Origin of the sequence: Stenotrophomonas sp. NA06056, assembly GCF_013364355.1 — a bacterium.
Classification (GTDB): Bacteria; Pseudomonadota; Gammaproteobacteria; order Xanthomonadales; family Xanthomonadaceae; genus Stenotrophomonas.
The window spans coordinates 4420071-4441519 of the sequence record NZ_CP054931.1 but is presented as its reverse complement, the minus strand read 5'-3'; the positions used below and the strand labels follow the sequence as shown (position 1 = coordinate 4441519).

The 21449-nt window shown below is 66.8% G+C and carries 11 protein-coding genes; 6 read left to right on the top strand and 5 right to left on the bottom strand.

Going from position 1 to position 21449, the window contains the following annotated elements; translation table 11 throughout:
- Nucleotides 1-2 precede the first annotated feature (2 nt).
- Together HUT07_RS20045 and HUT07_RS20040 are read right to left on the bottom strand one after the other, a co-directional pair.
- Entirely contained in the window at nt 3-749 is a 747-nt protein-coding gene (locus HUT07_RS20045; protein ID WP_176022399.1) for a glutamine amidotransferase, read from the bottom strand.
- Nucleotides 721-2556: a GspE/PulE family protein gene (locus tag HUT07_RS20040; RefSeq protein WP_176022398.1), complete on the bottom strand. Its 1836-nt coding sequence runs from the start codon at nt 2554-2556 to the stop codon at nt 721-723. The genes HUT07_RS20045 and HUT07_RS20040 overlap by 29 nt, the downstream gene beginning before the upstream one ends.
- Nucleotides 2557-2639: 83 nt before the next feature.
- Between HUT07_RS20040 and glyQ the strand changes: the two genes are divergently transcribed.
- From glyQ to HUT07_RS20020, 4 genes are all read left to right on the top strand, one after another.
- Entirely contained in the window at nt 2640-3545 is a 906-nt protein-coding gene (gene glyQ / locus HUT07_RS20035; protein WP_176022397.1) for a glycine--tRNA ligase subunit alpha, read from the top strand.
- Nucleotides 3546-3639: 94 nt separating this feature from the next.
- The gene (gene glyS / locus HUT07_RS20030) at nt 3640-5715 is read left to right on the top strand and encodes a glycine--tRNA ligase subunit beta (protein WP_176022396.1); all 2076 of its coding nucleotides are present in this window, start codon (nt 3640-3642) and stop codon (nt 5713-5715) included.
- 188 nt (nt 5716-5903) lie between these two features.
- Nucleotides 5904-7700 carry an autotransporter assembly complex family protein gene (locus tag HUT07_RS20025; protein ID WP_176022593.1) on the top strand — a complete coding sequence of 599 codons (1797 nt, stop codon included), beginning with the start codon at nt 5904-5906 and terminating at the stop codon, nt 7698-7700.
- Nucleotides 7697-11566 (top strand): translocation/assembly module TamB domain-containing protein, encoded by a 3870-nt coding sequence (locus HUT07_RS20020; protein ID WP_176022395.1) that lies wholly within the window; start codon nt 7697-7699, stop codon nt 11564-11566. Before HUT07_RS20025 ends, HUT07_RS20020 begins: the two co-directional genes overlap by 4 nt.
- A gap of 52 nt (nt 11567-11618) precedes the next feature.
- Here the strand turns inward: HUT07_RS20020 and HUT07_RS20015 are convergent, their stop codons facing one another.
- The gene (locus HUT07_RS20015; RefSeq protein WP_176022394.1) at nt 11619-13049 is read right to left on the bottom strand and encodes a heat-shock protein; all 1431 of its coding nucleotides are present in this window, start codon (nt 13047-13049) and stop codon (nt 11619-11621) included.
- Nucleotides 13046-14734 (bottom strand): molecular chaperone HscC, encoded by a 1689-nt coding sequence (locus HUT07_RS20010; RefSeq protein WP_176022393.1) that lies wholly within the window; start codon nt 14732-14734, stop codon nt 13046-13048. The genes HUT07_RS20015 and HUT07_RS20010 overlap by 4 nt, the downstream gene beginning before the upstream one ends.
- A gap of 127 nt (nt 14735-14861) precedes the next feature.
- On the opposite strand from HUT07_RS20010, the gene HUT07_RS20005 reads away from it, so the two are divergent.
- The gene (locus HUT07_RS20005; protein WP_176022392.1) at nt 14862-17009 is read left to right on the top strand and encodes a S46 family peptidase; all 2148 of its coding nucleotides are present in this window, start codon (nt 14862-14864) and stop codon (nt 17007-17009) included.
- Nucleotides 17010-17266: 257 nt separating this feature from the next.
- A complete protein-coding gene (locus HUT07_RS20000; RefSeq protein ID WP_176022391.1) occupies nt 17267-20719 on the top strand; it encodes a PAS domain-containing hybrid sensor histidine kinase/response regulator in 3453 nt (1150 codons plus the stop codon).
- A 71-nt stretch (nt 20720-20790) separates the two neighbouring features.
- Here HUT07_RS20000 and HUT07_RS19995 read toward each other — a convergent pair whose 3' ends face one another.
- Nucleotides 20791-21366: a manganese efflux pump MntP family protein gene (locus tag HUT07_RS19995; RefSeq protein WP_176022390.1), complete on the bottom strand. Its 576-nt coding sequence runs from the start codon at nt 21364-21366 to the stop codon at nt 20791-20793.
- Between the last annotated feature and the right edge of the window lie 83 nt (nt 21367-21449).

Genomic DNA, 21449 nt, shown 5'->3' with positions numbered 1-21449 from the left:
GATTATCCCTGTTTTGCCACCGGCTGGGCTGAAGACAGCCGGGCCTGGCGGACAAAGCGCCGCAACAGCTGGCGCGCCAGCGGGGCGGCGCTGACCGCGCGCTCGATGCTGCGCGCACAACCGCCGTGTCGGCCGATGCAATCGGCGCGTGCGCGCACGTAGCCACGCATGTGGTGGGTGGCGAATTCCGGATGGAACTGCACGCCCCAGGCCTGGCGGCCCCAGCGGAAGGCATGGCAGCCATCCAGCGGCGAGCGCGCCAGCACGGCGGCACCTTCGGGTACGCGCAGCACGGTCTGCAGATGGGTGGCGTGGGCCGGGAAGTGGCTCGGCAGGCCGTGAAACAAGGGGTCCTGCGCGGCCTGCGGGTCCAGTGCCAGTTCAATCGTCCCCGATTCGCGCCCGGCGGGGTTGTAGGCCACTTCGCCGCCCAGCGCGTGGGCCAGCAGCTGGTGGCCGTAGCAGATGCCGAACACCGGCACGTCGTCGTGGGCGGTCTGTCGCAGCCAGGCGGCACTGCGCTCGCTCCATTCGGCGTGGTCGGTGACGAAGGCGGCCGAGCCGGTCACCAGCACCCCGGCGAAATCGCGGGGATCGGGCAGGTCGGCGCCATGCTCGACGTCGACCACGACGGTCTCGTGTTCTTCCAGGCCGGCGGCCACCCGGATCCAGTGCGGAAAGCGCCCGTAACGGCGCAGGGTCGGCACGGGGCGGCCGGTTTCAACGATCAGGAAGGGCGCTGGATTCATCCGGGGGAGGCAGTACGGACAGGACTTCCTCGATTGTAGTCAGCCCCTGTGCCACCTTTTCAAGCCCGGCCTGGCGCAGGGTTCGCACTCCTTCAGCACGGGCGGCACGGTTGAAACCGGCCAGATCCATGTCCGCACGGATCAGCCCGCGCAGGCGCGAGCCCAATGGCAGCAACTCATACAGGCCGATGCGGCCGAGGAATCCGGTGCGCCGGCACTCCAGGCAACCGACCGGCCGACAGGGCGTGGCGGCATCTGGATATGCAGCTTCGCTATCAGCCAGCACCGCCCAATCGGCTCTGCCAAGGGTGTGCGGCTGCTTGCAGTGCGGGCACAGGGTGCGCACCAGGCGCTGGGCGAGGATGCCGTTGACGGTGGATGACAGCAGGTAATGCGGCACGCCCAGGTCGAGCAGGCGGGTGATCGCCGAGGGCGCATCGTTGGTGTGCAGGGTGGACAGCACCAGGTGGCCGGTCAGCGAGGCCTGCACCGCCATCTGCGCGGTTTCCAGGTCGCGGATCTCGCCGATCATGATGATGTCCGGGTCCTGCCGCAGCAGGGTGCGTACACCGCTGGCGAAATCCAGGTCGATGTTGGTCTGCACCTGCATCTGGTTGAATTCCGGCGCGATCATTTCGATCGGGTCTTCCACCGTGCACACGTTGACGTCCGGCGTGGCCAGCCGTTTCAGGGTGGAATACAGGGTGGTGGTCTTGCCCGAACCGGTCGGGCCGGTGACCAGCACGATGCCGTGCGGGCGCTCGACCAGGGCGGTCCAGCCGGCCGCTTCCTGCGGGCTGAAGCCGAGCTGGTCGATGCTCTTGAAGGCCGCTTCCGGGTCGAAGATGCGCATCACGCACTTTTCGCCGAAGGCGGTGGGCATGGTCGACAGGCGCATTTCCACTTCACGGCCGCCGGGCGAGCGGGTCTTGATGCGGCCATCCTGCGGGCGCCTGCGCTCGGCCAGGTCCATGCGTCCCAGCACCTTGATGCGGCTGACCACGGCGGTCATCACCGCCGGTGGCACTTCGAACACCTTGTGCAGCACGCCGTCGATGCGGAAGCGCATGCGGCCCATGTCGCGGCGCGGCTCCAGGTGGATGTCCGACGCGCGTTGCTCGTAGGCGTACTGCAGCAGCCAGTCGACGATGTGCACGATGTGCTGGTCGTCGGCATTGACGTCGCCGGTACGGCCCAGTTCCACCAGCTGTTCGAAACTGGGCAGGGGGGTACCGGCCTCGCCACGCACGTCGCCACGGGCACCGCGCACCGAACGGGTGACGCCGAAGAACTCCATGGTGTAGCGGTGCAGGTCCAGCGGATTGACCACCGCCAGCTCGATGCGCAGGCGGGTCAGGTGCTGCAGATCGCGCAGCCATTCCTGTGCCAGCGGCTCGCTGGTGGCCACCAGCACGCGTTCGCTGTCCACCGCCAGCGGCAGGAAGCGATGGCGGCGCGCGTAGGCGTGCGAGGCTACGGCGGTGACCGAAGCGACGTCGACCCGGGTCGGATCGATGCGCAGGTAGCGGTTGCCGGTGCGCTGCGCCAGCCATTCGGTGAGGCGTTCCAGATTGAGGTCGCCGCCGTCGCTGGCGGCCAGCTTGAGGTTGGACAGCAGCACCAGGGGATGTACTTCGCTGGCGTTGCGGGCGCCCTGTGCGGAAAAACGGATGCGCTCGCGTTCGTGCGCAGCCACCACGCCATCGGCCAGCAGGGCCGCCGCAACCTGTTCGAACTGCAGGCGACCGGGCGGCAACGGTACCGCGCCAGGGTCGCCAGGCGTGCCCGCGGGCAGCCGATGTTCCATCCACCTGCTCCTTCCGGGTACGGAATGCCCCGCAGGTCGGCCGTTATACTAGCGCACCCCTTTGCCGGCCAAGACTCGTCCGCATGTCCGCGACCCCGACCGTTCCGATCACCTTCCAGGGCCTGATCCAGACCCTGAACCAGTTCTGGGCCCAGCAGGGCTGCGTGCTCATCCAGCCGCTCGACCTGGAGGTGGGCGCCGGTACGTTCCACCCGGCCACCTTCCTGCGTGCGATCGGCCCGGAAACCTGGAATGCGGCCTACGTGCAGCCTTCGCGGCGCCCGACCGATGGCCGTTACGGCGAGAACCCGAACCGCCTGCAGCGCTACTACCAGTACCAGGTGGCGATGAAGCCGGCGCCGGACAACATCCAGCAGCTGTACCTGGATTCGTTGAAGGCGGTGGGCATCGATCCGCTGGTGCACGACCTGCGCTTTGTCGAGGACAACTGGGAGTCGCCGACGCTGGGCGCCTGGGGCCTGGGCTGGGAAGTCTGGCTCAACGGCATGGAGGTGACCCAGTTCACCTACTTCCAGCAGGCTGGTGGCCTGGAGTGCCGGCCGGTGCTGGGCGAGATCACCTACGGTCTCGAGCGCCTGTGCATGTACCTGCAGAACTGCGACAACGTCTACGACCTGGTCTGGACCTACGGCCCGGATGGCCAGCCGGTGACCTACGGCGACGTCTACCACCAGAACGAGGTGGAGCAGAGCACCTACAACTTCGAATACGCCGACGTGGAAGAAATGTTCCATCGCTTCGACGCCTGCGAGCGTGAAGCGCAGAAGCTGGTGGAGGTGAACCTGCCGCTGCCGGCCTACGAGCAGGTGATGAAGGCCAGCCACACCTTCAACCTGCTCGATGCGCGTCGTGCGATCAGCGTGACCGAACGCCAGCGCTACATCCTGCGCGTGCGCGCGCTGGCCCAGGCGGTGGCCAAGGCCTACTACGAGCAGCGCGAGAAGCTGGGCTTCCCGGGCGCGAAGTAGGCCTGACGGCCCGTTTTCCCATCACGCGTTTCACCCCTTCCCCCAAGGGCGCCGGTCGCGTCGCGCGCTGCGCCCCCACCACAGGATTGCACCGATGAGCCAACTGTCTCCCCTGCTGATTGAACTGGGCACCGAAGAGTTGCCGGTCAAGGCACTGCCCGGCCTGGCCCAGGCCTTCTTCGATGGTGTTGTCGACGGCCTGCGCAAGCGCGGCGTCGAACTGGAGCTGGGCGATGCACGCCCGCTGTCGACCCCGCGCCGTCTGGCCGTGCTGCTGCCGGGCGTTGGCCTGGAGCAGCCCGAACAGCACAGTGAAGTGCTGGGCCCGTATCTGAACATCGCGCTGGACGCCGAAGGCCAGCCGACCAAGGCACTGCAGGGTTTCGCGGCCAAGGCCGGGATCGACTGGACCGCGCTGGAGAAGACCACCGACAACAAGGGTGAGCGCTTCGTGCACCGTGCGGTGACCCCGGGCGCGCGTACCGCTGCGCTGCTGCCGGAGATCCTGCGCGAGGCCATCGCCGGCATGCCCATTCCCAAGCCGATGCGCTGGGGTGACCACAGCTGGGGTTTTGCCCGCCCGGTGCACTGGCTGGTGCTGCTGCACGGCGGTGATGTGGTCGAGGCCGAACTGTTCGGCCTGAAGGCCGACCGCATGAGCCGAGGCCACCGCTTCCTGCACGACAAGACCGTGTGGCTGACCCAGCCACAGGACTATGTCGAATCGCTGCGCGCCGCCTTCGTGCTGGTCGATCCAGCCGAGCGTCGCCAGCGCATCGTCGCCGAGGTTGAAGCCGCTGCAGCCACCGCCGGTGGCAGCGCGCGCATCACCGAGGACAACCTGGAGCAGGTGGTGAACCTGGTCGAGTGGCCGTCCGCGGTGCTGTGCAGCTTCGAGCGCGCGTTCCTGGCGGTGCCGCAGGAAGCGCTGATCGAGACGATGGAGATCAACCAGAAGTTCTTCCCGGTGCTGGATGACGGCGGCAAGCTGACCGAGAAGTTCATCGGCATTGCCAACATCGAATCGAAGGACGTGGCCGAAGTGGCCAAGGGCTACGAGCGTGTGATCCGTCCGCGTTTCGCCGATGCCAAGTTCTTCTTCGATGAAGACCTGAAGCAGGGCCTGCAGGCGATGGGCGAGGGCCTGAAGACGGTGACCTACCAGGCCAAGCTGGGCAGCGTGGCCGACAAGGTCGCGCGCGTGGCAGCGCTGGCCGAGGTGATCGCCGCGCAGGTGGGGGCCGACCCGGTGCTGGCCAAGCGTGCCGCGCAGCTGGCCAAGAACGACCTGCAGTCGCGCATGGTCAATGAGTTCCCGGAACTGCAGGGCATCGCTGGTCGCCACTACGCGGTGGCCGGTGGCGAGTCGCCGGAGGTGGCGCTGGCCATCGACGAGGCCTACCAGCCGCGCTTCGGTGGCGATGACATCGCGCTGTCGCCGCTGGGCAAGGTGCTGGCGATCGCCGAGCGTGTGGACACCCTGGCCGGCGGTTTCGCCGCGGGCCTGAAGCCAACCGGCAACAAGGATCCGTTCGCCCTGCGCCGCAACGCGCTGGGCCTGGCCCGCACGATCATCGAAAGCGGCTTCGAGCTGGACCTGCGCGCGCTGCTGGCCAGCGCCAATGCCGGGCTGGTCGCGCGCAACGTGCAGGCCGACGTGGCTGAGCTGTACGACTTCATCCTCGACCGCCTGAAGGGCTATTACAGCGACAAGGGCGTGCCGGCCAGCCATTTCAACGCGGTGGCCGAGCTGAAGCCGGTCTCGCTGTACGACTTCGACCGCCGTCTGGACGCGATCGGGATCTTCGCCGCGCTGCCGGAAGCCGAGGCGCTGGCAGCGGCCAACAAGCGCATCCGCAACATCCTGCGCAAGGCCGAAGGTGATATTCCGGGCCAGATCGATGCGGCCCTGCTGCAGGAAGATGCCGAGCGCGCGCTGGCGGAAGCTGTGACTGCAGCCATCGACGATACCGGCGCCAGCCTGCACCAGAAGGACTACGTGGCCGTGCTGGCCCGCCTGGCCCGCCTGCGTCCGCAGGTCGATGCGTTCTTCGACGGGGTGATGGTCAATGCCGAGGATCCGGCACTGCGCGGCAACCGCCTGGCGCTGCTGACGATGCTGGGCGAGCGCCTGGGCAAGGTCGCGGCGATCGAGCACCTGTCGAGCTGATCGGAACACCATCCACGCATGGCGTGGATCTACTGGCGTGCCGGCCAGCGGCCGGCACTACCGGGAGCTGGCTACCGGCATCTTCGGTTGCAATCACGATGATCGCCACAAAGGCGCGTATTTTGACCGCCACTTAACAACCGATCCCGAAACACGTGATGCATTTCGCATCGTCACCTCCGGTCGGTATGCTGTGCCGCATGCAGCCAACGAAATACGCCCTGCCGCTGATGGTCCTCTCGCTTTGCGCCACGTCCGTGGTCCATGCGCGCGGCACCATCGACAAGGTGGACATCAAGGGATTGGACAAGGGCGACGACGCCGCAATCATCGAGAACATCCAGGAATCGCTGTCGTTGTACGACACGATCGGCAAGGAACAGGGCGAATCCCGCCTTGAATACCTGCTGTCGCAGGCTGAGCGGCAGACCCGCCAGGCGCTGGAACCGTTCGGGTACTACAACCCGGTGATCAAGGTCGAGGCACCGCGCCAGGACGAGCACGTCACCGTGCAGATCCACGTGGACAAGGGCCAGCCGGTGCTGGTGCGCCGCGAGCATATCGACATCACCGGCCCGGCGATGTACGACCAGTACCTGCAGGACGACCTGGCCGCATTCAAGCCGCGCAAGGGCCAGCGCTTCGAACATACCCAGTACGAAGCCAGCAAGATCACCGTGACCCGGCGCCTGGCCGAGCGTGGCTACTTCGACGCCGACTACACCCAGCGCCAGGTGCAGATCACCCGCGCGGACAACGCCGCCGACATCGACCTGACCTGGGACAGCGGCCGCCGCTACAACATGGGGCCGGTGACCTTCGAGCAGAACTACTTCGACGACAAGCTGTTCGACCCGCTGGTGTACTGGGACCAGGGCAGCTACTTCCACGAAGGCAAGCTGGATCGCCTGCGCGAGTCGCTGACCAAGCTCGATTACTTCAGCGTGATCGACATTCAGCCGCGCCCGGACCAGGCCGATGAAAATGGCGAGGTGCCGGTCGATGTGAAGCTGACGCGGGCCAAGCGCAGCATCTATTCCTACGGTCTGAGCTACGGCAGCGAAAGTGGCGCCGGTGTGCGCGGTGGCCTTGAACGGCGCTATCTGAACAGCCGTGGCCACAAGATGAACACCCAGCTGGACTATGCGCAGAAGCGCAAGAGCCTGATCACCAGCTACCGCATCCCGGCGTTCAACTGGCTTGATGGCTGGTACACCTTCGCGGCCAGTGCCTACGACGAGCAGACCGACTACATCGATCTGCGCAACTTCAAGCTGATCGCCAGCCGCAGCGGCGAGATCAACGAGAACTGGACCGCCATCGCCTCGATCAACGCGCTGCGCGAGCGCTGGCGCTATGCCTCGGGCACCGAATTCACCGATGCGGTCTACAACACGTCCACGCTGGTCTACCCGCAGATCGTGGCCGATTACGTGAAGGTGGACGACGAGCTGTTCCCGCGCAGCGGCATCAGCGGCACGGCGACGGTACGTGCCGGCGTCGAAGGCGTCGGTTCGGACACCAGCTTCGTGCAGGCCAATGCGGTGCTGCGCTGGTACATCCCGGTGGGACCAACCAACCGCCTGATCCTGCGCGGCGAAGGCGGCACCACCTGGACCAGTGACCTGGTGGCGATGCCGCCCAGCCTGCGCTACTTCGCCGGTGGCGATCGCAGCATCCGTGGCTATGCCTACCGTGAGGTCGGCCCGCGCACGCCGAAACCCGACAAGTACGCGCTGGGTGCCAAGCACCTGGTGGTCGGTTCGGCCGAATACGAGCATTACTTCAATGGCGGTCCGTGGGGAGCGGCGGTGTTTGTCGATACCGGCAGCGCCTTCGATACCAACATCGACCTGCATACTGGTGTCGGCTTCGGCGTGCGCTGGAAATCGCCGGTGGGCCCGGTGCGGGTGGATATCGCGCACGGCCTGAACAACCCGGATTCGCAGTTCCAGCTGTACCTCAACATCGGAGCGGACCTGTGAGCACGCCCGCACCGACCCCGTCGCCGAACACGCCGCCGCGGCGCGTGCGCTTCTACCGCCGTCGCCGTTTCTGGGCATGGTCCGGCGCGGGTGTGGTCGGTCTGGTGCTGGTCGCCCTGCTGGCCGTGTACTGGCTGCTGCAGACAGTGGCCGGCCGCGATGTGCTGCTGGCGCAGGTGGTGGCACGCCTGCCAGTGGGTGCCAGTTTCACCTGGGACAAGGTCGATGGCCCGGTGGCCGGACCGCTGACCCTTTACAACGTCGACTTCCGCTACGACGACATCCATTTCCACGCCGAGCGCGCGCACCTGGAGCCGGACCTGCGCCCGCTGCTGGGCCGCAAGCTGCTGCTGGACAAGCTGGAACTGACCAACGCCACGCTCAATCTGGCCAAGAGCGATGAGCCGTTCAAGCTGCCGTCGTGGCCCGATTCGCTGCCGCAGATCGAGATGCCGCTGGCGATCCAGGCCGATGTGATCGCCATCGATGGCTTCCGCATCAGCCAGGCCAACGAGCCGGTGATCGACATCAGCCGCGTGCGCGGTGGCATCGAGATCGCCAATGGCGAGTTCCAGGCACGCAAGCTGGTGGTGGACAGCGACATGGGCAATTTCACTGCCCAGGGCCGCTACATCCCGGCCAAGGATTACGACACCGACGTCACCGTCACCGCGGTGCTGCCGGCACCGCGCGGACGGACCGCGGCCACGGTCGGCCTGGTCGCGCGCGGTGATCTGGCGCATATGGAGGTGGCGCTGGCCGGCCGCGCGCCGAAGCCGCTGCACGCAATGCTGGTGTTCGATGGCCGCACCGATCCGACCTGGAACGCGACCGTGCGCAGCGACGAGCTGGACCTTGCGTTGTTGTCGCCGGCACTGGCCAGCTCGGCCATCGCGCCGCTGGCACTGGATTTCACTGCCGCCGGCAAGGGCGGTAATGCCAACCTGCATGGCCGGGTGAAGCAGGGCGAGCAGGAGCTGGAGCTGGCGCCGTCGGTGGTGTCGCTGCAGGATCAGGTGCTGAAGGTCTCGCCGCTGGTGGTCAAGGGCCTCGGCGGCGAAGCGCGCCTGGAAGGTACCGCCGATTTCAGCGAAGAAGACCAGCAGAAGCTGAACTTCTCGGTGATCGCGCAGAACCTGACCTGGGTGCCGGCGCCGGACCCGAACACCGCCGGCAGTTCGCCGGTGCCGGTGACGCTGAAGGAAGCGCGCTTCGGCCTTGCCGGTACCTTGAAGGCGTGGGCGGCGATCGGTCGCGCCGATGTCGAACGCGAAAAGCAGAAGGCGCAGCTGCGCTTCGATGTGCGTGGCAACGATCAGGCCGCTGAGATCCGCGAACTGCAGGCGCAGACTCCGGGTGGCCAGCTGCAGGTGGAAGGCAAGGTGGCCTGGGCGCCGCAGCTGGATTGGGATGCCAAGGCCACGCTGAAGGATTTCGATCCGGGCTACTTCGCGCCGGGCTGGGATGGCCGCCTGTCCGGCAATCTCGCGTCCAAGGGACGTCAGTTGCCGCCGCCGGCCAACGCGCCGCCGGGCACTGCGGGCACGCTGGAGGCCACGGTGGACCTGCCCTCGCTGAAGGGCACCCTGCGCCAGCGCAACGTGGATGCACAAGGCAAGTTCGCCCTGCAGGGCGAGCAGGGCCAGGGTGAATTGAAACTGGCCGTCGGCAGCAGCCGGGTGACCGCCTCGGGCAAGGTCGGCGACCGCCTGGACATCGATGCGCGCTTCGAACCACTGCAGCTGAGCGACCTGCTGCCTGGCGCCGATGGTGGCCTGCGCGGCCAGGTGCAGGTGAAGGGCCCGCGCGATGCGCCGGACATCACCGCCGACCTGGTCGGCAACAATCTCAACTGGGACGGTTACGGCGCTGAAAGCCTGAGCATCAAGGGCCGCCTGCCGTGGCGTGGCGACAGTGGCACGTTGGCGATACAGGGCCAGCAGGTCAACGCCGGCATGCTGCTGGAGCGCTTGAACATCGATGCGCAGGGCAGTGTCTCCAACCTGCGCCTGGCCGCGCAGACCCGCAACGAACTGGGCGCGATCGAGCTGCAGGGCAGCGTGCGCCAGCAGGGCACGCAATGGCGTGGCGAGCTGGCATCGCTGCGCATCGCACCGGTGAAGGGCGATGCCTGGTCGCTGCGTGCACCCGCGGCGTTCGCCATCAACGGCAGCACCTACACGTTGTCCGAAGCCTGCCTGGCCGCTGCCAGCAGCGGCGCACTGTGCGCACAGGCCAACTGGCCGCGTGAGGGCCTGGTGGTGCGTAGTGATGCGCTGCCGCTTGCGCTGGTGCAGCCGTGGTTGCCGCCGCAGTCAGGACGCCGCATCTATCTGCGTGGCGATGTCAGCCTGGACGCGCAGATCCGTCCGCGCGGCAACGCCTGGGAAGGCCACGTGGAAGTGCGCTCGAAGGAAGGCGGCGTACGCCTGGGCGAGAACCGCAACAGCAGCGTGGGTACCGATGCCAACCGTGGCGAGCTGGTGCGCTACGACCAGTTCTCGCTGAAGCTGGACATGACCCCGGCCAGCATCAAGGGCTACCTGGGCATGGGCTTCCAGGGCAACGGCTTCGTCGATGCGAAGATGCAGACCGGTTGGGAGCCCAGTGCGCCGCTCAACGGCGAGCTCTACCTCAACATGTCGCGCCTGTACTGGCTGGAGCTGTTCTCGCCGGACGTGGTGCGCCCGACCGGCCTGATCGAAGGCCACGTGAGCCTGCGTGGCACGCGCGGACAGCCGTCGCTGGGGGGTGACGCGCAGCTGAGCAACTTCAAGGGCGAGTTCCCGGCACTGGGCCTGACCTTCGACCAGGGCAAGGGCAGCTTCGTCGCACAGCCCGATGGTTCGGCCAAGATCACCGCGCAGGCCAATTCGGGCAAGGGCACGCTGTATGTCGACGGCGGCCTGTCCTGGTTCGGCGATGCACAGCCGTTGCAGTTGAAGATCCACGGCGAGAACGTGCTGCTGTCCAATACCAGCGAACTGCGCATCGTCGCCAATCCCAACCTGGACTTCACCCTGGCCAAGGCCGCGATGGAGCTGCGCGGAACGGTGCACGTGCCCGAGGCCGACATCGATCTGGAGCGCCTGGACCGTGGCACCTCGGTGTCTGAAGACGTAGTGGTGCTGGACCCGGCCGACCCGGAAGAGTCGCGCACCTCGCCGCTGGACATGGAGCTGACCGTCAGTCTGGGCGACAAGGTCAAGATGACCGGCTTCGGCCTGAAGGGCGCGCTGACCGGCAAGATGCAGGTCTGGGCCAAGCCCGGCCGCGAGATGACCGCCAACGGCGGACTGGAAGTCAGTGGCCGCTACAAGGCTTATGGCCAGGACCTGACCATCACCCGCGGCAACCTCAACTGGAACTACAACGCGGTGTCCGACCCGCGCATCAACATCCGCGCCGAGCGCCGGATCGGTGATGTCACCGCCGGTATCGACGTGACCGGACGCGCGCAGCAGCCACGTGCCGATGTCTGGTCCGATCCGGCGATGTCGCAGTCCGAAGCACTGGGTTACCTGGTGCTGGGCCGCAGCCTGACCGGTGCCAGCAGCGACCAGACCCAGCAGGTGAATGCCGCATCGGCCGCGCTGTCGGCCGGCAGCGGCCTGCTGGCGTCGCAGTTGGGTGCCAAGCTCGGCCTGGACGATGCCGGCGTCAGCCAGTCGCGCGCGCTGGGCGGTTCGGTCATCGGCGTCGGCAAGTACATCTCGCCCAAGCTGTACGTGGGCTACGGCGTGTCGCTGGTCGGTGCCGGTTCGGTGATCACACTGAAGTACCTGCTGCGCCGCGGCTTCGACGTTGAAGTGGAATCGAGCACGGTGGAAAACCGCGGTTCGCTGAACTGGCGGCGGGAGAAGTAGAGCCACGCCATGCGTGGCTGCGGTGACGCCGGGGTGAGCCCGGCGCTGCCTGCTAGCGTCGCGCGGTTTCCGCGCGGCTGCGGCGGTCCTGTGCGAACTCCCACAGCCAGTATCCCAGTACCAGCACAGCGCCCGCTTCGGCGATGAACAGGGCCAGCATCAGGAACACGGCATAGCGGATCCGGAAGTCGATCCGGTAGCCAACCCGTCGCCACCAGCGCGCGGTAGCGAGCGCCAGCGCCGGGAAGACCATCAAGGTACCCTCGACGCGTTGACCCAGCCCGTGGATCAGCACCAGGCTGGCGATGGCCATCAGCGGCGCAGGCAGTGCCAGCAGCAGACCGGCGCGTGTATGGCTGTGATCCAGGGTGAGCTGGCGCATCCCCCAGCGAAGCGACGGCCACAGCACGCCGATCAGAGCGAATGCGGCGCATGTACCGACGGCGGCCTGGACATACTCTCGCGTGTCACGGGCAGTGCCTTCGAGGATGGGCCCCACCGCGATCAGCAACGGCAGCATGGCGGTAAGCGCACCCATCAGGGTCCCGCGCAGCATCCCCAGCAGGCAGCGCCAGCGGTTGACCTGGCTCACGTCCACGAGGCTGCGCCAGAAGGCGACCTGGCGTGGATCCCAATAGGCAGGCAGCTGTTCGACGCCGCTCTGCTCAAGCGCGTCCATCATCCTGTTGATGTCGGTGACATGATCGGGCAGCACGGCGCGCCACAGCGCCCACCCTGCGCGCCATGGCTTGGACAGGTAGCGCAGGCAGCGTTCCGCGGTGACCGGTGCCATCTGCAGGCTGCCTTCCCGATGCAGGGCTGCGTTGATCTGTGCGGGATCACCTGACTGCACCGTCCAGCGACGATCAACGCGTGCGCGGATGGCGGCCAGGTTGTCCGGGTCCACGCCATCGTGCACGTCATCCCAGCCGAAGCAACGCACCAGGAGTTCCATGTTGGCGGCACAGATGGCGTCCTTGCCGCGCACCAGTTCATTCAGCAGCGCATGGCCAACCAGAGGCTTGTAGCGCAGTGACCACAGGATGGGCGTGGCGTCGAGCCAGGGACCGAATGCATCGGCCGGCTGCAGGCGGGCCTCACAGAGAATGCGCTGCGCGTTGGCCGGTACGTCCACCGCACCTTCAAGCTCCAGCGGCGGCTGTGCGCGCAGCAGCACCGGCGCTCCCGGCGGTACACGCGGCGGGGAGTATTCGTGCACCAACGGCATCGGCGGCTGCCCGGTGACGGCCACCTCAAGCGCGTTATCGGGCTCGGCGTCCAACCATCCGTCGTCCAGGTCATCGCCCGCCATCGATTCGGCACGCACCCATTCCAACGCGGCCTGGTAGGCCTCGTGAAGCTGCTGGAAGGCCACCGGGTCATCGTCGGGACGGGTTACCCGCAGGCGCTTGGCGTAGGCGCGTTTGATCGCGCGCTCGTCGGCATCTGTGTCCAGCTCAAGAACATCCAGGCCCCAGCTCATGCGCCGGCTTCCAGTGCATCAAGCGCGTCGGCAAGCTCGCGGCGCTGGCGATTGATCAGCGTTGCATCCTGGCTTTCCAGTGCGTGCCGGAAGTGCGCCAGCCACGCCTGCAGGGGCTCGCGCTGCTGAATGAGTTCCTCATACAGGCGTTCAGCGCGGGCGATGACGGCGAGATTCTGCTGCGCGTCGCGCGGGTGGACCTTGAGGGCCTGCAATGCCTGCAGGCGCTGCTGGATTTCTTCCGCGGTCAACAGGCCGGGGTTCTGCTCCAGCACCAGTTCATGTCGGCGGCTCGTGGCGTCTTCGGTCACTTCCACCTGCAACAGGCCGTTGACATCGTAGGTGAAGCGGACGGTCACGCTGCGCTCGTGCAGCGGGCCACGGTGGGTCAGGGGTACGTTCAGCTCGCCCAGCTTGATGTTGCGGTCCACCGTCGGGCTCTCGCCCTGGAAGACGTCGATGCGGATGGCCTGCTGCTGCTCATGCAGCGGGTAGAAGCGGTCCTCGCGGCTGACCGGCACCACGCTGTTGCGCTGGATGATCGGATGGAAATAGCCGCTGCGTTCGCCGCCGGAGGGATCACGGCGGGATACCTGAGTCCCCAGTGTGTAGGGGCAGACGTCGGTCAGTACGACTTCGCGCAACGATGCGTCGCGCGCCTTCAGGCCGGCAGCGACCGCCGCGCCCAGCGCAATGGCCTGGTCTGGATGGATATGGCGCAGCGGCAGCCTGCCGAAGACGCGGGTGGCCAGCTTGCTGACCATCGGCATGCGCACGGCGCCCCCGACCAGCACGATGTCGTCCAGTGCTTCGGGTTTGAGGCGGGCATCGCGGATGGCGCGCTCGATCGGTGCCCGCATGCGTTGCAGCAGGGGTTCGCACAATGCGGCATAGCGTGTTTCATCCAGCTGCCAGGTACGCTCGGCACCGGCCAGGGGCAGCTGCAAGCGGGCCTGCCCCTGATTGCTGAGCTCGCGCTTGAACAACTCCAGCCTTCGAAGGAGCTGTGCCTGTTCGGCGTTGGACAGGTCGCCAGCGGCGACGCCCGCTTCAGCGTGGAATGCCTGCACCAGAACCTGCAGGAAATCTTCACCACCCAGGTAGTTGTCACCTGCGCTGGCATGCACCTCGATCACGCCGTCGAAGATCTCCAGGACCGACACATCGAAGGTGCCGCCGCCCAGGTCCAGCACCAGCACGCGGCTTTCCTCGCTCTGCTGCTGCAGGCCATAGGCAAGCGCGGCGGCAGTGGGTTCGTTGATCAGGCGCTCGACTCGGATGCCAGCCAGTTCGCCGGCAACCCGCGTCGCCTTGCGCTGCGCATCGGAAAAATACGCCGGCACGCTGATGACCGCTTCTTCGACCTTGCAGCCCAGCGCTGCCTCGGCGTCGGCCAGCAGCGAGCGCAGGACCAGTGCCGACAACTCCTCGGCACGGAACGTGCGGTTGCCCAGGCGGGTCTCGCGATCGCTGCCCATCCAGCGTTTGAAATGGGCCACGGTCTGCTGCGGATGACTGACCAGGCGGTCACGGGCTGGCTGCCCCACCAGCACGGTGTCGTTGTCGAGGCTGACCACGGAGGGGGTAAGCAACTCGCCATGGGCGTTGGGGAACAACTGCGGCCCCTCCGCAGCGTGGATGCCAATGAGGGAATGGGTGGTGCCCAGATCGATACCGACGATCATCTGCTGACGTCCGATGTGCAGAAAAGCGGCGATTGTAGGAGCGCGGCGCATACCTGACTATCGGGCGTTGCCCGACAGCGCCCCAGCGGCTATGGTCCCGGGCTGTTCTGTCGTACCGGATTGCCTCATGTCGCCACGCAAAGCCCTCCCCACCGCCCTGGCCCTCGGCCTGACCCTCGCCGCCGGCGCCCAAGCCGATGAAGGCATGTGGATGCCGACCCAGCTGCCGGAGCTGGCCAAGCCACTGCAGGCGGCCGGATTCAAGGGCAACCCGGCCGATCTGGCCAACGTGACGGCGCCGCCGCTGAGCGCCGTGGTGCGCGCCGGTGGCGGCACCGGTTCGTTCGTGTCCGCCGATGGCCTGTTGCTGACCAACCACCACGTGGCGATGGGCGTGATCCAGTACAACAGCTCGCCCGAGCACAACTTCATCAACGACGGCTTCATCGCCAACGGGCGCGCCGACGAGCGCCCAGCCAACCCGGACTTCCGCGTGCTGGTCACCGTCGGCTTCGACAAGGTGACCGACCAGGTGCTGGCACAGGCCAAGGGCAAGACCGGCCGCGCCTACTTCGACGCGGTGGATGCGGCCAGCAAGCAGATCGTGGCCGAGTGCGAGAAGGACGGCAGCGTGCGCTGCTCGGTGGCCAACATGTACTACGGCACCGACTTCTACCGCATCGCCCAGCTGGAACTGAGCGACGTGCGCCTGGTCTACGCACCGCCGCGCGCGATCGGCAACTACGGCGATGAGATCGACAACTTCATGTGGCCGCGCCACACCGGCGACTTCACCCTGCTGCGTGCCTACGTGGGCAAGGACGGCAAGCCGGCGGCGTACAGCAAGGACAACGTGCCCTATCAGGCGCCGGCGCACCTGCAGATGTCGGTGGAAGGCCCGAAGGAAGGCGATTACGCGATGCTGGCCGGCTACCCGGGCATCACCTACCGCCATCGCACCGCCGCCGAATTCGCGGGCCAGATCGATACCGTGCTGCCGCGCCGGGTGTCGGTGTTCCAGCAGATGATCGACACCATCGAGGCGGCCAGTGCCAAGGATGCGCAGGCGCGTACCCGTTATGCCTCGCAGCTGCAGTCGCTGAAGAACAACCGCAAGCGTGCCGCCGGTGAGCTGGAAGGCCTGCTGCGCAGTGATGCCAAGGCGCAACGTGCCGCCGACGAGACGGCGATGCTGGCCGCCACCGACCGCAAGTACCAGGGCGACATCAAGGCGCTGCTGGCCAACCTGTCGCAAGGCGCGGCGGTGGGCGAGCGTGACCTGCTGCTGGACCAGATGGCGATGCAGAGCCAGCTGCTGCGCTCGGCGCTGCTGTTGGAGCGGCTGCGCATCGAATCGGTCAAGCCGGACGCACAGCGCGAAACCGGCTACCAACAGCGCGACCAGGCGATGATCGAGGGCGTGCTGAAGCAGGTGCAGCGTCGCTATGCACCTGAGGTCGAGAAGGCACTGCTGACCACCTTGCTGACCCGCTACCAGCAGTTGCCGGACGCGCAGCGCGTGGCCGAGTTCGATGCTGCGTTCGGCCGTACTCCGGAGCAGCTGGCCAAGGCGCTGGACACGCTGTACGCCGGCACCCAGCTGGGTGACGAAGCGCAGCGTCTGTCCCGTTTCACCGCTGCCCGCGAAGGCAAGGCGCTGGCCGCCGACCCGCTGATCGCCGTGGCTGGCCCGCTGGTGGCTGCGCAGCTGCGCATCGAGAACGAGAGCAAAACCCGCGAAGGCGAGCAGCTGCGCCTGCGCCCGGCCTACATGCAGGCGCTGTTCGCCTGGCGTGCCAAGCAGGGCCGCGCCGTGTACCCGGATGCCAATCGCACCCTGCGCATCAGCTATGGCAAGGTCGAGGCGCTGCATCCGCGTGATGGTGTGACCTATTCGCCGGTGACCACCGTGGCCGGCATCGTCGAGAAGAACACCAACGCCTATCCGTTCGACGCACCCAAGCCGCTGCTGGCCGCGATTGCCAAGGGCGACTTCGGCAGCACCGCCGACCCGGCGCTGAAGACGCAGACGGTCAACTTCCTGACCAACCTGGACACCACCGGCGGCAACTCCGGCTCGCCGGTGCTCAACGCCAAGGGCGAACTGATCGGCCTGAACTTCGACAGCAACTGGGAGTCGGTCAGTGCCAGCTGGTGGTTCGACCCGCGCTACAAGCGCGCGGTGCACGTGGACATGCGCTACCTGCGCTGGCTGCTGGCCAAGGTCTACCCGGCACCGGAGCTGCTGAAGGAAATGGGCGTTCCGGCGGAATAAGGTCGGTTCCCAGTAGGTGCCCACCGTTTCCTGGTGGGGGTACCCACCTTTCCATCTGGTGGGTGCCCGTTCCTCTGGTGGGTGCCCACTGCCCGCCTCCTCTGGTGGGTGCCCACTGTTAGTGGGCACTGAGGCCTCCGTCACGACCAACGGTCGTGACCTACCAGACGGGTCAACGGTCGTGAGCCACCGTCGTGATCTACCATCACGACCAACGGTCGTGATCTACTGGCCCCTGTCCTGACGGAAACGCACGCGTGGTCTCCAGCTGGATCCTGCTGCTGGTCTCGGTTGCCTATGCCGCGCTGCTGTTCGGCGTGGCGTGGTGGGGCGACCGTCGGCCGATGTACCCGGACCGGCCGTGGCTGCGACCGGTGGTCTACAGCCTGGCACTGGCGGTGTACTGCTCGTCGTGGACCTTCTATGGCGCAGTCGGCACCGCCGTGCGCAACGGCGTGGGTTACCTGCCGATCTACATCGGCCCGCTGCTGCTGCTGCTGTTCGGCTGGCGCATCATCGAGCGCCTGGCGCTGATCGCACGCAGCCAGAACGTGGTCTCCATCGCCGACTTCATTTCCTCGCGCTTCGGCCGCTCGCGGCGGCTGGCCGCGCTGGTGGCGATCATCGCCCTGATCGGCATCATTCCCTACCTCGCCCTGCAGTACAAAGCGGTGGCGATGAGCCTGCAGGTGCTGACCGGCAACACCGGGCCAACCGGATTCTTCAGCGATCCGGCGCTGTATGTGGCGCTGCTGATGGCGCTGTTCGCCACCCTGTTCGGCACCCGCCAGGTGGATGCCACCGAACACCACCACGGCATGATGCTGGCGATCGCGCTGGAATCGGTGATCAAGCTGGTGGCAATGGTGGCGGTGGGCGTGTTCGCCTACGTCTGGCTCAGCGACCGCAACGAAGCAGTGGTGGAATCGGTGCATACGCTGTTCACCGGGCTGCCGCCGGTGGGCTTCCTGTCGCAGACCCTGCTCAGTTTCCTGGCCATCATCTGCCTGCCGCGCCAGTTCCACGTGGCGGTGGTCGAGTGCGGTGACGTGCGCGATGTACGCCGCGCGCGCTGGATGTTCGGCGGCTACCTGGTGCTGATCTCGGCGATGGTGCTGCCGATTGCCACTGCCGGTGTCAGCCTGTTCGGCACCGGAAGCGGCGTGGCCGACGACTCGATGGTGCTGGCATTGCCGCTGGCCGAGGGCCGCAACGCGCTGGCATTGATTGCCTATATCGGCGGCTTCTCTGCCGCCACCGGCATGGTCATCGTCTCCTCGATCGCGCTGGCGACGATGGTCAGCAACGACCTGGTGATGCCGGTACTGCTGCGTCGCAGTGGTGATCACCAGGAAGCGGCCGACGTCGCCTCGCGGGTGCTGTGGATCCGCCGCCTGGCGATCCTGCTGCTGGCGCTGATGGCCTACAGCTACTACCGCAGCAGCAGCAACGACAGCACCCTGGCCTCGTATGGGCTGATGGCCTTCGCCGCGGTGGCACAGTTCGCGCCGGGCCTGATCGGTGGCCTGTACTGGCGAGGTGCCAGCCGTCGTGGCGTCGAGACCGGCATGTTGCTCGGCTTCGCCACCTGGCTGTACACCCTGCTGCTGCCGGCGATGACCATGGCCGGCTGGATGGATGCGGGCTGGGTGCAGAACGGACCCTTCGGCATCACCTGGCTGCGCCCGCAGCAGCTGTTCGGCATGACCGGCTGGGACCCGCTGACCCACGGCACGTTCTGGTCACTGCTGGTCAATGCGGCGACGATGATGCTGGTATCGGCGCGTTGGCGCCCCGGCGTGGATGAGCGCCTGCGCGCTGCACCTTTTCTCGACCCCTACGCCGAGCGGCCGTCAGTGGCCGGTGGTTGGCCGGGCCATGTACACGTGGGTGACCTGCTGGCACTGGCCTCGCGCGTGGTCGGCGAACGCCATGCACGGCGCTCGTTCTTCGAACAGGCGCAGTCGCTGGGACGCGAGCTGCAATCCTCTGCGCCTGCCGACCGTCCCTGGGTTCAATTCACCGAGCGCCTGCTGGCGGCGTCCATCGGCGCAGCGTCCGCGCGCCTGCTGCTGACCAGCCTGCTGCGTGGCTCGGGTATGGACCTGGGCGAAGTGGTGGCGGTGCTGGACGAAGCGGGACAGGAACTGCGCTTCAACCGCGAGATCCTGTCGACCACGCTGGAAAACATCAGCGCCGGCGTAAGCGTGGTCGACCCGGACATGCGCCTGACTGCCTGGAACCGGCGCTACCAGGACATGTTCGGCTACCCCGATGGCATGCTCTACGTGGGCCGCCCGGTGGCGGACCTGATCCGGTACAACGCCGAGCGTGGTGAGCTGGGCGAGGGCGACATCGAAGTGCAGATCAATCGGCGCATTGGCTATATGCGCGCCGGTTCGCCGCACGTGTTCGAGCGCACCCGCAGCGATGGCAAGGTGATCGAAATGCGTGGCCAGGCGCTGCCCGGCGGCGGCTACGTCACCAGCTACAACGACATCACCGACTACAAGCATGCCGAGCGTGCGCTTCTGGAGGCGAACGAGACGCTGGAACAACGTGTGGCCGAGCGCTCGCATGTTGCAGAAGTCGCGCAGCAATCCAAGACCCGCTTCCTGGCCGCGATCAGCCATGACGTGTTGCAGCCGTTGAACGCGGCACGGTTGTTCGCCTCGGCGCTGCGCGACAGTGACCATGTCAGCGACGAGCAGCGGCATCTTGCCGAACGCGTGGACGCATCGCTGCGCGCGGCTGAGGAGCTTCTGGACGGGCTGCTGGACGTGTCGCGGCTGGATGCCGGCGGCCTGCATCCGGTGATCGGCGAATTCGATGTCAGTGCGCTGATGCGCGAGCTGGCCGCCCAGTACACGCCGGTCGCGGCGGGACGCGGGCTGCGACTGGATCTGTTCGCGCGTACCACCTGGGTGCGCAGCGATCGTCGCCTGCTGCGCCGTGTACTGCAGAACTTCCTTGCCAATGCGCTGCGCTACACGCGGCAGGGTCGCATCGTGCTGGCGGTGCGACAGCGCGGCGATGAAGTGGAATTGCAGGTGTGGGATACCGGCCCCGGCATTCCCGAGCATCACATGCGGCAGATCTTCGACGAGTTCCACCGCTACCAGCAGCCGTTCGACTGGGGCGAGCAGGGTCTGGGACTGGGCCTGTCGATCTGCCAGCGCATCTCACGCCTGCTCGATCATCGCTTGAACGCGCGCAGCCGGGTCGGCAGCGGCTCGATGTTCTCGATCATCCTGCCGCGAGTTGCCCCGCTGCCGGGCTATACCGAAGCGGTTGCCTCGGCGCAGACAGCCGCGCCGGTCCGCAGCGATTCGTTGGCGGGCCTGCGCGTGCTGTGCGTGGACAACGACGAGGAAATCCTCGATGGCATGCGCGCGCTGCTGGGGCGCTGGCAGGTGCAGGTGATCACTGCATCGACGGTGGACCAGGCATTGCAGAAGATTGCCGAGCGTCCCCAGGTGATGCTGGTGGACTATCACCTGCATGATCGCTTGGATGGCCTGGACGCGCTGGTGGCATTGCGCGAGGCGGCGGGCTATCCGTTGCCCGGTGCGCTGCTGACCGCGGATGGTCGCGATGAACTGAAGCGGATGGCACGCGAGCGTGGCTATCGCCTGTTGACCAAGCCGATCAAGCCAGCCTCGCTGCGCGCGTTCCTGGGCGCGCTGCGCGATACCCGCAACAACGACTGAATCCACGCCACACGCGGATGACGCGCCGGTAGTGCCGGCCGCTGGCCGGCAACCTCGCAATCGCCGGCACGTTATCCCACGCCGTGCAGGTGTTCATACAGGATCGTCGCACCGATGATCACCAGAATCACACCACCGATGATCTCGGCGCGCTTGCCGACCATGCTGCCGAGCACGCGGCCCAGCATGATGCCGGCAGTGACCATGGTCAGCGTGCACAGGCCGATGACTGCGGCCATCACGCCGATATGCACGTCCATGAAGGCCAGGCCGATGCCCACCGCCATCGCATCGATGCTGGTGGCGAACCCGGTCAGCGCGAGCTTCCAGAAACCGTGGTGCTGCGCCGGATCTTCATCGTCCTCGCCATTGTCCGGACGCAGTCCGTTGTAGATCATGTGGATGCCCAGGGCACCGAGCAGGCCGAAGGCGATCCAGTGGTCGAACGCTTCCACGTACTGCAGCGCGGCGCGGCCTAGCAGCCAACCGATGATGGGTGTGATCGCCTCGATGACACCGAAGATGATGCCGGCGCGCAGCGCATCACGGAACACCGGCTTGCGCATGGCGGCACCCTTGCCGATCGCGGCGGCGAAGGCATCGGTGGACATGGCAAAGCCGATCAGGAGGATCGAAATGGGGGACATTGGCGGCTGCTGAGGTCGGGCAAAGACGGACGCACGGCCTGCGCTCGCGCCCAACCTGATGTTGCGCGCGCGGGCCGCTGGTC

Excerpts from the sequence above, each read along its gene's own strand:
- HUT07_RS19995 (WP_176022390.1), bottom strand. The coding sequence starts at position 21,366 with ATGTCCCCCATTTCGATCCTCCTGATCGGCTTTGCCATGTCCACCGAT.
- HUT07_RS20025 (WP_176022593.1), top strand. The coding sequence starts at position 5,904 with ATGCTGTGCCGCATGCAGCCAACGAAATACGCCCTGCCGCTGATGGTC.
- HUT07_RS20010 (WP_176022393.1), bottom strand. The coding sequence starts at position 14,734 with ATGATCGTCGGTATCGATCTGGGCACCACCCATTCCCTCATTGGCATC.
- glyQ (WP_176022397.1), top strand. The coding sequence starts at position 2,640 with ATGTCCGCGACCCCGACCGTTCCGATCACCTTCCAGGGCCTGATCCAG.
- glyS (WP_176022396.1), top strand. The coding sequence starts at position 3,640 with ATGAGCCAACTGTCTCCCCTGCTGATTGAACTGGGCACCGAAGAGTTG.
- HUT07_RS20015 (WP_176022394.1), bottom strand. The coding sequence starts at position 13,049 with ATGAGCTGGGGCCTGGATGTTCTTGAGCTGGACACAGATGCCGACGAG.
- HUT07_RS20005 (WP_176022392.1), top strand. The coding sequence starts at position 14,862 with ATGTCGCCACGCAAAGCCCTCCCCACCGCCCTGGCCCTCGGCCTGACC.
- HUT07_RS20045 (WP_176022399.1), bottom strand. The coding sequence starts at position 749 with ATGAATCCAGCGCCCTTCCTGATCGTTGAAACCGGCCGCCCCGTGCCG.
- HUT07_RS20040 (WP_176022398.1), bottom strand. The coding sequence starts at position 2,556 with ATGGAACATCGGCTGCCCGCGGGCACGCCTGGCGACCCTGGCGCGGTA.